At 59.3% G+C, this 12,341-nt stretch carries 10 protein-coding genes; 3 read left to right on the top strand and 7 right to left on the bottom strand.

From position 1 onward, the window contains the following. The coding region (locus Q4P21_RS00300) for a hypothetical protein (RefSeq protein ID WP_303386875.1) at positions 1 to 1,232 on the bottom strand (1,232 nt) is incomplete at its 3' end. Positions 1,233 to 1,306: 74 nt separating this feature from the next. Next, positions 1,307 to 2,272, bottom strand: a complete 966-nt coding sequence (locus Q4P21_RS00295) for a hypothetical protein (protein ID WP_303386874.1) — start codon at positions 2,270 to 2,272, stop codon at positions 1,307 to 1,309. A 160-nt stretch (positions 2,273 to 2,432) separates the two neighbouring features. Between Q4P21_RS00295 and Q4P21_RS00290 the strand changes: the two genes are divergently transcribed. After that, positions 2,433 to 4,253: an ABC transporter ATP-binding protein gene (locus Q4P21_RS00290; RefSeq protein ID WP_303386873.1), complete on the top strand. Its 1,821-nt coding sequence runs from the start codon at positions 2,433 to 2,435 to the stop codon at positions 4,251 to 4,253. Positions 4,254 to 4,287: 34 nt separating this feature from the next. On the opposite strand, the gene Q4P21_RS00285 is transcribed toward Q4P21_RS00290, so the two are convergent. From Q4P21_RS00285 to Q4P21_RS00275, 3 genes are read right to left on the bottom strand one after another with little or no spacing between them, the layout of a single operon-like run. Continuing rightward, positions 4,288 to 5,532, bottom strand: a complete 1,245-nt coding sequence (locus tag Q4P21_RS00285; RefSeq protein WP_303386872.1) for a glycosyltransferase — start codon at positions 5,530 to 5,532, stop codon at positions 4,288 to 4,290. Positions 5,533 to 5,558: 26 nt separating this feature from the next. After that, entirely contained in the window at positions 5,559 to 6,680 is a 1,122-nt protein-coding gene (locus tag Q4P21_RS00280) for a glycosyltransferase (protein WP_303386871.1), read from the bottom strand. Between the two features lie 49 nt (positions 6,681 to 6,729). Further along, positions 6,730 to 7,839, bottom strand: a complete 1,110-nt coding sequence (locus tag Q4P21_RS00275) for a glycosyltransferase family 2 protein (RefSeq protein ID WP_303386870.1) — start codon at positions 7,837 to 7,839, stop codon at positions 6,730 to 6,732. Between the two features lie 53 nt (positions 7,840 to 7,892). Here Q4P21_RS00275 and Q4P21_RS00270 point away from each other — a divergent pair, with 53 nt between their 5' ends. Further along, positions 7,893 to 9,029 carry a glycosyltransferase family A protein gene (locus tag Q4P21_RS00270; protein ID WP_303386869.1) on the top strand — a complete coding sequence of 379 codons (1,137 nt, stop codon included), beginning with the start codon at positions 7,893 to 7,895 and terminating at the stop codon, positions 9,027 to 9,029. A 9-nt stretch (positions 9,030 to 9,038) separates the two neighbouring features. Further along, positions 9,039 to 10,103: a non-hydrolyzing UDP-N-acetylglucosamine 2-epimerase gene (wecB, locus tag Q4P21_RS00265; protein WP_303386868.1), complete on the top strand. Its 1,065-nt coding sequence runs from the start codon at positions 9,039 to 9,041 to the stop codon at positions 10,101 to 10,103. 44 nt (positions 10,104 to 10,147) lie between these two features. On the opposite strand, the gene Q4P21_RS00260 is transcribed toward wecB, so the two are convergent. Both Q4P21_RS00260 and Q4P21_RS00255 read right to left on the bottom strand, forming a co-directional pair. After that, positions 10,148 to 11,149 (bottom strand): D-glucuronyl C5-epimerase family protein, encoded by a 1,002-nt coding sequence (locus tag Q4P21_RS00260; protein ID WP_303386867.1) that lies wholly within the window; start codon positions 11,147 to 11,149, stop codon positions 10,148 to 10,150. A gap of 73 nt (positions 11,150 to 11,222) precedes the next feature. Then, positions 11,223 to 12,326: a glycosyltransferase family 4 protein gene (locus tag Q4P21_RS00255; RefSeq protein WP_303386941.1), complete on the bottom strand. Its 1,104-nt coding sequence runs from the start codon at positions 12,324 to 12,326 to the stop codon at positions 11,223 to 11,225. Positions 12,327 to 12,341: the final 15 nt, after the last annotated feature.

The following is a 12,341-nucleotide window of genomic DNA, read 5'->3' as shown; positions in this document are numbered from 1 at the left end:
GCTGCCAACCGCTTGTTCAATTCCGTGTGAAGCTCCTCGATGGCTGGACGCAGGCTGTTCGTTCGCTCAAATGTTTGGCCATATTCCCACGCGGCCGCCCACCGCTCAGGTGACGGATTTTCCAGCTCCTGTGCACATTCCTGCAACGCAGCCGCAATCCCGGCCGCCGTCAAATCTTTGGACTCAAACCACAGAGGGTAGTCGCGAAGGAGGCTCGAAGCAGCACTGTCATTGGCATGGATGGAGACTATTGGCAGTCCTGTTGCGAGATACTCGGCGGTCTTGCCACCTGTGACATATTTCCCCGGTGGCAGAATCAAGAGCAAGGCATCCACGCTGTGGTAAAAATTGGCCACGTCCCGTTTAGAGATGGGGCCTTCGTAAGCCAAGCCCTGATGCATACCGGAGTTGAACAGTTCAAGCACGTTGGCCGGAACTAGTCCGGTGGGGCTTAATTTTCCACGGAAAATGGCGTGTGCCTGCGTCGAGTTTTCCTGCCCGAAGGCCCTGTCCCACCCGTCAAGAAACTCAGTCAGCGGAACGGCGGTGTACTGCAGGGTGCCCAAGTATCCGAACCGTGGTTCAACCGTTGCACGAATCTCAGGCTTGGCATGACCTGGCTGAGGATCGAATCCATTGGGGACAACCCGCATGCCTGAACTCACCTGTGGATATCGGCGAACATACTCATCCCGAATGGGGTCATTGACGAACCATGTTTGCACAGCTTCGTTCAAATACCCCTGCTCGAGCAGGCCACGCTCCGAATCAACGCTGAAAGTCTCGGCGCCAGTGAACGTATTAAAAGCCCAGGCATCACGGTAATCCAGTGCGTACGGAACGTTACCCAACTCACTGGCAACTTTAAAGGCGACGTAGGGGCTCGCTGAAGCCATAGTCAAATCCACCGGCTTTTCCCGGTGAATACGCGTGGCAGCACGGCTGGCGGGGCCAAACCACCGTGCATGAAAATCTTCCGGGAAGCCTTTTCGGCTGCGCCTGCGGAACAATTCCTTCCAAACGTAGGGCGCTTCGATTCGGAGCCTGGAGTAGCGACGAATGTCTTTTCGGCCAGGTTCCTCCGATCCGCCGTCCGAAACGTGGACTACCTTGATCCGCGGGTCCACGGCGTGAAGGAGGCCTTCGTCAGTTCCTGTCAACTCGGCCCAAATGCCCGCCTCCACGGTTAAGACTGTGACATCCCAGCCAGCTTCGACAAATCCATTAGCCACGGCTGTGCATCGGTAAACCGACGATGCCGAACTTGGCGGAAAAGCGAATGCCACATACAACAGGTGGGGCCGGCTCACAGTTGGCCCTCCAGTACCTTGTGGTATCCGGACAACAATCGGGGAAGCAACGCCTCGGGTGAGTGATTGCTTCTGATGTAGTCAACACTGCCCAGTTTTTGGGACAGGGCTGCTGGATCGTCCAGTGCTGCCTTCACAGCATCCCCCACTTCGTCTCGACTCACGGACACAGTGGCAACGTCTTTTGGATAGCCCGGGTGCTGGTCTGCGAATATGGTGGGAATTCCCATTCCCATGGCTTCCAGCTCACTGGTAGCCAGGATTCCGGCAATCTGCCCCACGGCAACATGTGCGCGTGACATCTCCTGAAGATACTCGGCTTTGGGCATGCGTGGCAGCAGTTGCACACCCAGGGCCGCAACTTCGGACGCCCGATCACCCCAGTCAAGGCCGACGATGTCAACATCCATACCCTTCAATGCCCCGACAACATCCGCTGCTGTGCGGACCCAGGCATCGCCACCCTTGGAAGCATCCCACCTCGAAGGAAAGAACACCCTTGGCCGGGCAGCGGGAACCCAGCGCGGCAGTTCTGAGACATCCACTGGAATAGGCATATATTCCGCATCAGCCCTGGCCTGCTCAGCTTTTTCACGATTGTCCGGCGTCGCATACCAAACCTGCCCGGCGCCATCCACATCAGCCTTAATGGCTGCATGGTGCTGTTCCTGCCAGTAGTTTTCCCGAATGTCTGTCCCATGCAGGGTTAGTGCATATGGACGCGCAAACCGACCCCTGGCCCATTTGGCCCTGCCACCCATGTTCACGTGCCACAGCTGTGTGCGGGGATAAGCAGCAGCCATCTCCAGCAGGAACCGGTAATAATCTGTCTTCGATCCCCCGCGCATCCATGGCCCGTCAACTATTTTCCATGGCAGGCCTTGCCGTCTGGCACCACGGACGAAATTCCTGCCTACGTCTGCACAATCGAAGAGTTGCGTGACCCTAAGTTCCTTGCTCATGCAGTCCATTGTCGCATTCGCCTCGCTGATCCTAGTGCAGTGGAGATCCGTTGTGCCGCAGGGTCCGCCGCCGGGCTTGGCTTTCGCACGCCGGGAACCCACCGCCGGGCATACACCGTAGAATGTAAAGGATTCTTCCGCTGTAGTACTGGAGTAAAACTTGAGAAATCTGCGCCGCACACTGGGCCAGCTATTGCCGTTGCTGCCCTCGAACGCGAGAAAATTCCTGTTTCTCTTCGCCTCGGCGTCTTCTCTGCTGGTCCTTCTGGACGCTGCCGCATTGGGAGTTTTTGCGCTGGTCTTAAACCAGATCATGCAAAGCCAATCCACAGGCGGCACCATGGCACTGCCTCTTGTCGGCACGATTTCCCAAAACATTGGACTTGTCATCTTGATTGCGGCAGCGGCCGTCATGATTCTCAAGTCATTCCTGAATATCTGGCTGCAGTGGATATCCACCCGGAAATTTGCCGACTACGAACTTGAAGTGGGCACCGTCCTTTTCCAGAGCTACATCAGGGCCCCCTGGATTTCTCGCCAGAACAGGTCAACGAGCGAGCTTGTACGCATGATTGACGTGGGCATCGCCAATACGATCTCGGGCGTATTGTTCCCAGCCGTGGCACTCCCGGCACAGGCATTGACCTTCGCATCAGTATTGGTGATCCTCATAGCCTCCTCTTGGCAGACTGCCCTGATAACTGTCATCTATCTCGGCGGCATTGCGGCTTTCCTCTACCTGTATCTCTCCAAGAAATCCTATGAGGCCGGCAGGGTCAACCGGGATTCGGCCATGCGCATGTCAACACTTGTGGCTGAGATGTTGGCGGCCCTCAAGGAAATTACACTGCGTGACAAAGCCGAGGAAGTCGGCGATGTGGTGTACATCAGCCGTGAAAAGGCTGCACGGTCCCGCTCCAACATCCGCTTCCTTGCCACCGTTCCGAAGTTCGTCATTGATATGGCGCTCATCGGAGGTTTTGTACTCATCGGAACCATCGGGTTTTTCACCGGAGGTATCGGTACGGCCATGACGTCCGTGGCAATTTTTGCCTTGGCGGGATTCAAGATGGTGCCGGCCCTGACCACGATCCAGTCGCAGATCACGTTAGTCCAATCCACGCTTCCCTACACCGAACTTGTTATGGCAGACATCCGCGAGGCCGCGGAATTCCGCGCCAATGCCGAACATTTGGGCCAGCGACCAATCACGGGAGAGCCCAAAACGCTCGACCTGCGCAATGTGGAGTTCACCTACCCCGGCGCGCCTGTGCCAGCCGTTACCAACATCAACCTCTCTCTGCCGCTGGGCTCGTCCGTGGGTGTGGTGGGTCAGTCCGGCGCCGGAAAATCCACGTTGATCGATATTTTTCTTGGACTGCTGGTGCCTTCACGAGGTTCCATGGAGCTCGACGGCGTAGCGCTTGAGGATGTTCTTGCAGACTGGCGCAAACGTGTCGGTTATGTACCCCAGGAGGTCGCTATTTTCGATGGCACCGTAGCCCAAAACGTTGCCCTCTCATGGGGCAGCGACATAGATGAAGAGCGTGTGCGCACCTCGCTTGCCCGAGCCCAGCTGCTGGACACAGTGGATGCCCGTCCCAACGGTATACACGGGCGGGTAGGTGAACGTGGAGGCTCGCTCTCCGGTGGCCAGCGTCAGCGTCTTGGCATTGCCCGCGCGCTTTACATGGACCCCTTGGTGTTGGTGTTGGATGAAGCAACCAGCGCCCTTGACACCGCCACTGAAGCTGCCGTGGCGACCGCCATTCATGAACTTCAGGGCGATGTCACCGTCATCTCAGTTGCACACCGTCTATCCACCATTCGCGACTGCGACCAGGTCTTCTTCATGAGCGAAGGGACAATCGAGACCCGGGGAACGTTTGACGAGGTCGTGGCTGCCAACCCTGCGTTTGCCCAGCAAGCAGCCCTGGCCGGGCTGATACAGCAATCCCCAGTCTTGGGCCAGCCGTCCTAGCTCCGTCCCGTTTTTCCCGGGGCGGCATACGCTTCTACAGTTGCGAGGCTATGAGCCCGGCAGTTGCCTCCGCATTGACGGCAGCGTTGAAGCGTTCTGCCCACAGTGCATTGGGTGAGTAGCTGCCCGGTTCCGCGTCCAGGACGTGCTGCAGCGCAGCGACGAGTTCTTCGTCGGTAAAATCCGCAGGGATGAGCTCTCCTGTCCCTATTTCTTTGCCAACAATTTCGGCCGTTCCGCCAACATCCGTGGCTATGACCGGGATGTCATGTGAAATTGCCTCCATGATGCTCACAGGCACACCTTCTGACATGCTGACGTTGATGAGTGCTGCAATCTTGTGGTTCCGGTAGTACTCAAGTATTTTCCCGTGCGGTGTTGCTCCACGGATCTCAACCATCAACCCGTCCCGCTCCACCTTGGCTGCGCGATTTCGAAGTTCCCCTTCCAACGCGCCACCACCAAAATGGATCCACGTCACCGGGGTCTCAAGGGGAAACTTCTCCAGCGCATCGAGGATTCGGACAACCCGCTTAACCTCAGTGATGTTGGAACAGCTGACAATCAAATGACCGGGCTGCCGCGCGCCAGCCTCCTTAGTCAAAGTGTCGGGTCCGGCCGATGGTGCGGCACTGCCCAAACGCCGCACCATGATTTTCTCCGATAGGTTTTCGTTCGGATACGTGTCCAGCAGGTATCGGCGTGACTGTTCGGAAATGGCCAGGATCCGATTGCTGCGCCGAAACAACGACGGACGGAAAGGCAGATAGCCTGATTCCTCTTCGTATAGGTCGTAGCGGTGCAGCCGGAGGTTGACAGCACCAACGCTCGGGCGAATCCATGGCACAAGCAGTCCATTCCCCATGCCCCAGAAGCTGTATACGGTGGTTTCGACACCGTCTTCATACAAGGCTTTTTTCAAACGTGCGTCATTCGCCCTGCCCATGCCGCCAGTGGCTGCGCCAAGAAAGCTCCGGAAATGCCCTCGGAGGCGGCCTGTCCGCGCTTCGGTGAGTGTGATTTGTGCTGTACGGAACAGATTGCGTGGTGAGAAAAGAGCCTTGACTTTTTCGGACCGTGGGATTCCGTACAGGTTGCCACCAAAGTGCACATTGCCTGGCATCTCCAGCATGGAAGCGGTCGCACCAGGGACATAGTTGAATACCACCACCTCATCGAAGCGTGCCGATAGGGCAGGCACTTCCGCACCTACGAATACGTGGTCTCCGATGGCGGAGGGATATTGGTTTGTCAGCAGAACAAGTCGGCGAACGGCCACGATGCTTCCTTACAGTTGTCGAGGGGTCAGGACCGGGCAATAGCGGCCAGGTAGGCATTGTCAAAGAGCGCACCAACTGCCGCTGTGGAAAAACGCTCCCTGATTGGCCCTGCAATTTCTCCCGCCGGAACATCGCGGAAGGCATCAACGGCATCAATGACGGCGGCTCCCAGCACCGCGGGTATGGGTTCATCAACCAGCCGGCTGTTGGATGCATCGGCATAGTCACTGAATCCGCCCACGCGCGTGGCAACAACTGCGCGCCCGGCTGCCAAGGCTTCCGCTGCCGACGTGAAGAAGTTTTCCTGCTCGGTGGGCAGCAAGAAAAGATCTGCGGCCGACAAGTATGCTGCGACCTCGGCAGGGCGCACGGCTCCAGTCAGGGTGACGGAATCTGCAAGGTCCAGCTCATCGACCAAGGCCTGGCACTCTGCCATTTGTGGCCCATCACCCACCCACGTCAGGTGGGCTGGCATGCCTTGCTCCAGCAACCAAGCGACAGTCCTGATGGTTGTCAGCGGCCTCTTCCGCGGGATAAGGCCCCCCACAGCCACAAGTTGCAGTGGACTGCCGAACGTGCTGGCCAGTACCGGTCCACGCCCTTTCACAACGCACGGAACCACCATGGCCGCATCGGGTCGGGCAAAACGCTGCATTTCAGCGGCAAGCTGGCCTGTCACACCCGTAACAACATGTGGGAACCGCAAGACGCGACGCAATCCTGCCAGCTTCTTCCAAACCGTTGAAACGCTGGCCGGGTTTACCACACCGTTCCAATGCTCCGTATGCACCCAGGGCCTGCCCCGCCCGGCGACCGTCTGTGATGCCCAAGCGGGCAGTACCAGAAGCACCGAAGAGAACGCCATGGTGTGGACAGTATCTGCCCAGGCCATCTCGCGCAGAAGCAGCCGTTGGCAGGCCAGCAGCGTCAGCGGGCGTTTCGGGTCGGCGGCAATGCGCTTGACCGGCACGCCCTCCCAGCTGCCGTTGGCCTCCGCCGGCAGGGCGAGCGCAGTGCCCAGACGGATGTGCACCACACGAACCTCGTGCCCCTGACCGCGGATGGCTTCCACATGGTCGGCGTTAAAGGGTGCCTCGGCTGGGCGTTCCTCGTGGGGGTACCAGGTGGCGATGACCAAAATCTTCATGGGTTCCTTGGTGGCGTCAGGGCTGAAAGCAAACGGAAGGGAAAGTGCATCAGGACATCAGTGCAGAGGCACTCATGAAACGAAGCGGCGCCTCGGGGTGCAGCAGCGCCGAGACATCCCGTGGCAGCCAGGTCCGCGGATTGCTGAACGTGCGGCGCAGGGTGGACAAGGACTTCATGGCTGCGGCGTCCGGTTCCTCCCGGGCCACGGCGTCGAGCAGGCTTCGATCGGCCAACGACAGTGGGCGTGCCGCCCGTGGCGCAGCGAAGAGCAGTCCTCTGGCCACGACGGCCATTTCGACCGCATCCCGGGCACACCAGCTGCCAGCCTCGGCGCGCAGCATGACATGGCCAAACACATGGACGCGCAGCAGCTTGGTGACAATTGCCCTCCGTTCCTTCACGGAAAGACCAGCAAACCACCTGCTTTCCACCAGTTCCGAGGCAAAGGCCAGATCCTCAGCCACGGAACGGGGCGTGGCCGTCACCCTAACCACAGCATCGTCGTGCACCAAGTACCGGGGCAGTCCACGCCCGTAGCTGATCCGGGCCCCGGAGAACCATAAATTCGCGGAAAAGGATTGGTCTTCCCCCGTTGCGTAGCGCGTGGGAAACACCAGACCGAGCGACTGCACAAGAGACAGCTTCATGATGCCCAGAGGAGCCGTTCGATAGGTTAGCCTGTCGGAAACGGGGTCAAGGTTGCTCCTGCGGTTTCGGCGCACCACGGGGGTGCGGATCGGCACGCCGTCGGCATGGGCCATGGGCGCGATCAGCACGTCGGCCCCATCATGTTCGGCCGCTTGCACCCAACGGGCCAACGCATCCGGTTCCAGCGAGTCGTCACTGCCCATGATGGACACCCAGGTGCCTGTGGCAAGAGACATCCCATGGTTGAAGGGCCCTGCCGGACTCGCGATGCCGTCAGAGAATTCAACAAACCGCACGCGTTCTTGATGCTCCGGCGCCACACGGTCCCGGATCGGACCCGCCGGTGTGTTGTGGCATACCACCGTGACACGCAGCCTCCCGGGCAAGGACGGATCAGTGGGCAGGCCCGCGGCCATAAGCGACGCCACGACACGCTCGATGGGCCGGTTCGGCGTGTGCACCGCAACAACCATCTCCACCAGTACTGAATCCATATATGCCGTCTCCACCCAGTAAGGTTATCGCGGAACCAAGGAACCACGTTGAGCAGGAGCAGGCAGACATGAACCAGAGCATCGAAGTCATCATTCCAGTCCATGACCCTGCCCGGCCATTGGCCCGCGGACTGCGCTCGGTACTGGGGCAGCGTGCAGAACTGGCAGCGCTCGGCGTTGACCTTGTAGTCACAGTGGTCTGCCACAACCTTGCCGTTGCGGCCTTCACGGATTCCCTTCCCTCTTACCTCGTGGCGGACGACGCCGTCGCCTGGCTTCCCTGCCTTGACGGCAGCAATTCCCCGGCCGGGCCGCGCAACACGGCGCTTGCAGCCAGTTCCGCCACGTTCCTTTGTTTCCTGGATTCTGACGACTATCTCGAACCAGGCGCCCTGGCAGCTTGGTGGCGTGCCGCCCAGGAACCGCAGGCCGCGGCCGTCATTGCGCCTCTGCGCACGCCGGAAGGGAGCATTCTGCGCACGCCGCGGATCCGTCCGAGCAAGCCTGCCGTGCTTGACCCTGTGCGTGACGGACTGGCATACCGCAGCCTGCCCTTCGGCCTGCTGCGGCGGCAGGCCCTGCTCGGGTGCGGTTTTGGCTATGCCGAGGGCATCCCGGTCGGCGAGGACCTGGAGGCCACGTTGAAGCTGTGGTTCCGCGGAGGCCGGATAGTGTACCCGTACGGGGCACCTGCCTACCAGCAAACCGACGACTCCGGGCCGGAGCGGGTCACCAGTACCCTGCGTCCCCTCGCTGAGGAGTTCCAGTGGCTCGACGCCATGGTCCAGGCTCCGTGGCTGCGCGAGGCAACCCTGCGGGAACGACGCAGCATTGCCGTGAAGCTCATGCGCATCCATGGGATCGGTTCACTGTTGCGCCGCGGCCAGCTGACCGGTCCGGAGGCGGAGGCGGCCTGGTCGGAAGCAGAGAAGAAAGCCTGGCAAAACATCAGCCGACACCTGACCGACATGGCGGGCGGGGAACTTGCCGCCCTGAGCCGCAAGGATGCGCAACTGTCACGGGAGGCAGCCAAGGCGAACAATGCACAGCAGTTGCGTGCCGCCGTCGTACGCCATGGACAGGCCGGACGCATGGATGAGCTGGTGACTGAACAGCCCTTGGTATTGCTCTCCCACGATTCGGTCCTGCGCCACTACTTCTACGAGCAACTGCGGCAGCAACGCAGAGTGTTTTCGCTCCGCTAGGCTTGAAGCATGCGAATTTTGAGTGTTGTGGGCGCACGTCCCCAGTTTGTAAAGCTTGCGCCAATTGCCCACGCCATGGACGGCCGGGCCGAACATATCATCGTTCACACGGGACAGCATTACGACGAAATCATGAGTGATGTCTTCTTCCACGATCTGGGCATCCCCGCACCCGACTACAACCTCGGTGTTGGCTCGGGCAGCCATGGTCAACAGACTGCCAGCATGCTGGTTGGCTTGGAGAAAGTCTTCCAGGAGTCCAAGCCTGATGTTGTTCTGGTTTATGGGGACACCAACTCAACCTTGGCCGCTGCGCTGGCAGCCGTGAAGTTGCATATTCCCGTAGCTCACCTTGAGGCGGGTTTACGTTCCTTCAACCGCAGGATGCCAGAGGAGCATAACCGGGTTCTTACTGACCACGCCGCTGATCTGTTGCTCTCTCCCACCCAAGTCGGAATGGATCATTTAGCCACTGAGGGTCTGGCGGACCGCTCTGTGCTGGTGGGGGACGTCATGACGGATGTTTTGTACCGCGTCCGTGGCTCGATAGCAACCAGAAACGAACCTCTTCCGGCCGGCCAAAGCGCGGGAGCCTACTATGTGTGCACCATGCATCGGCCGGACAACACGGACAATCCCGCCCGGCTTAAGGCCATTATGGATTCGCTCGCCGCCCTGGGCAAGCCTGTTTTGCTACTCGCTCATCCCAGGCTCAAGGCCATGGCGAAAAGCCACGGAATTGACCTGACTGCCGGTTCACTGGTGCTCAGTGAGCCGCTCGCCTACCCTCAACTGGTCAACGCAGTAGCCAACAGCGCCGGTGTAGTGACCGACTCCGGCGGGCTGCAGAAGGAGGCCTTCCTCTTGCGCGTGCCATGCACCACGATTCGTCCAGAGACTGAATGGGTGGAAACCGTGGAGCTCGGCTGGAATGTTCTCGTCGATAATGACTTCAGTCTGCTTGCAGGTGCTGTTGAACGACCGGCCCCTGCGGCTACGGACGCAGTCCCTTACGGTGATGGCCACGCGGCAGTGCGAACCGTTGATGCCCTGTTGGATGCGTTCACCCAGTAGAAGCCCCGGGATCTGCGAGTCTGGCCACCTCTGTTGCCAGTGCGCTAGTGGAAGTCCGCGTAGAGCAGGTCGGCTTGTCTGGTGAATTCCTGATCCCCTGTCATATCGGCAAGTTTTCGGAGCTGTTTGACGACTCCCTGGTGATAGCTTTCAGGGGTCCCCCAGACGGTCCGTCCATAGTACGTTGGGGAATACCAGCTTGGCTGGCCAGGGTTTCTATACGCACCAAATGAATCGCGGATACTGGACGCGCCGATGTCGAACAGCCACTTCACATGTCTGTTGCCGGTGATCCGATAATAGTCGTAGAGTCCGTACAGTGCGTAGATGTGCCCGTTGACCACATGGGCATTTTGTTCGTCAGCAAGCGCCGGATACTCCTCATAAAAGACAAACTTCTTGCCATCAAGCACCTTGACATTGTGGAACCATGGCCCGTCCTCGGACTGGGGCTGATCATCGGGCTTCGCCTGGTCCTTGGGCTTGGGCTTGGGCTGATCATAGGACTTGACCGTTTTGGTGGCCATGTCCTTCCAATATCCATCCTGCGTGGCCTCATAAAGGTTGACGAACACCGACGTCATCATTCCTTGGGCCATGCCTGAGTACCACGGTGTTCCCAACCTCAGCGTGCCAACGTCATGGGAAAAGCGGTAGGGGAACCACATGGCACCATTTTCATCGGTCTCGGACCAGCGGATCAGGTAGTTTGAGGTGGCGATGGCTCTGTCAAGGTACTGCTGATTTCCGGAGTGCCGGTAGGAGGAAATCATCTGGCTGATATACCATGCGGAATTGACTGGGTGGTAAACAGCTTCCCCGTACAGCTTGGTGACCAAGACGCCGTCAGTCCCAGTTTCACCCCAAGTTTCATCCTCGAGTGGGACGGTGTAATCACCAATGTAGGGCGACTGTCCGTCCCTGCTTATATCGTATCCAGTGCGGTTGAATTGTGGGCCCCAAATATTCTCACGAAAAACGAACAGCCCGCCACTGACGGCAACCAGCACCACAATGACGGCAAGAGCGGTCCAACGCCGCCGCAAAATGGTGCGCCGCCTGTTCGATGCCCTACTGGGGGGGTGTGGGATCCGGGCTGTTGCGTCATCATGTCAAGACTCATGAAGCTGCCCCAAGGACGACCTTGGCTGCCTGTTTTCCGGCAGCTTCCAGGGAGGCGTTCTCCACTACCCATTTAATGCGATACTGCTGGTCTGCGGCAGTCGCAGGCGTGGACAGAAGTTCAATCAAGGATTCCGCGACAGCTCGTGGATCGTAGTCGCAGGCAATGCCCAAATTGCCTTCTTCCACGATCTGCGCCCCTGCTCCCTGCCCGGAAAAGACCACCGGGGTTCCGCAGCCGGCAGCGGCGTAGATCTTGGTGGGCTTGGCAAAATCGTAGCCCTGTCCGGGTTTGATGCTTACCAGCGCCCCAACCGCACCGCGAATCCATGCCGCTGCCTGGTCAGGTGGAACAACCCCGCCGAAGTGGACACTGCCTGGTGCCAGTCGCAATGCGGTTGCTTCCAGATGTGCCTCATCGGTGCCCTGCCCAAAAAATCGGATCTCCACATCCGGGAACTTCTCATGCACGTACGGCAGTGCCTGGATGAATATTTCTGCACCCTGCCACTCACTCATGGTGCCGGTGTAGATCAAATAGGGCTTCTCTGCCAGTGGAGAAGGTCCTTGAGCCTTGAAAATACTCGTGTTCACACCGTTGCTCACAACGCTGATGCGCTCGAGCGGCACATTGAACTTGGCGACCTGCTCGGCCACCGGCTCCGAAACAGCAATGACCTGAACGGCACTGCGCAGCACAAAGCCTTCGACCACCGCCAACGATTTCTTGACGATGGGCAGGACGTCCATGGCGGCGAGAGCTTCACTCCAGATGTCGGCGGCATAATAGACAAAGGGACGTCGGCGGAGCAGAGAAGAAAGCGCCACAACAACACCTGTTGTGGGTGGCGGCTCTGAGACCACTACATCGGCGGAGGTGGCCAGCAACCGGAAGAAGGCCGGGATGTCGAAGCTGAGGTATTGCACGTATCCGCGCACATAGCCGCCCGCGTCACGCAGTACGGGCCAACGTTTCAGCTTGTAGGGCGGCGTGAAGACCGGGCTGCCGGAGGGAAGCCTGGTGGTAAGAACAGTCACGTCCGCGCCCTGCTCGAGGAGACCGTGGACAAGTGCCTCCAATCGGAAGGCAGCCGCTCCCACTTCAGGGGCAAACAG

The sequence above is a fragment of the Arthrobacter sp. genome, assembly GCF_030540645.1.
GTDB lineage: Bacteria > Actinomycetota > Actinomycetes > Actinomycetales > Micrococcaceae > Specibacter.
This window is presented reverse-complemented; position numbering and strand designations above follow the sequence as displayed.

Excerpts from the sequence above, each read along its gene's own strand:
- wecB (WP_303386868.1), top strand. The coding sequence starts at position 9,039 with ATGCGAATTTTGAGTGTTGTGGGCGCACGTCCCCAGTTTGTAAAGCTT.
- Q4P21_RS00295 (WP_303386874.1), bottom strand. The coding sequence starts at position 2,272 with ATGAGCAAGGAACTTAGGGTCACGCAACTCTTCGATTGTGCAGACGTA.
- Q4P21_RS00280 (WP_303386871.1), bottom strand. The coding sequence starts at position 6,680 with ATGAAGATTTTGGTCATCGCCACCTGGTACCCCCACGAGGAACGCCCA.
- Q4P21_RS00270 (WP_303386869.1), top strand. The coding sequence starts at position 7,893 with ATGAACCAGAGCATCGAAGTCATCATTCCAGTCCATGACCCTGCCCGG.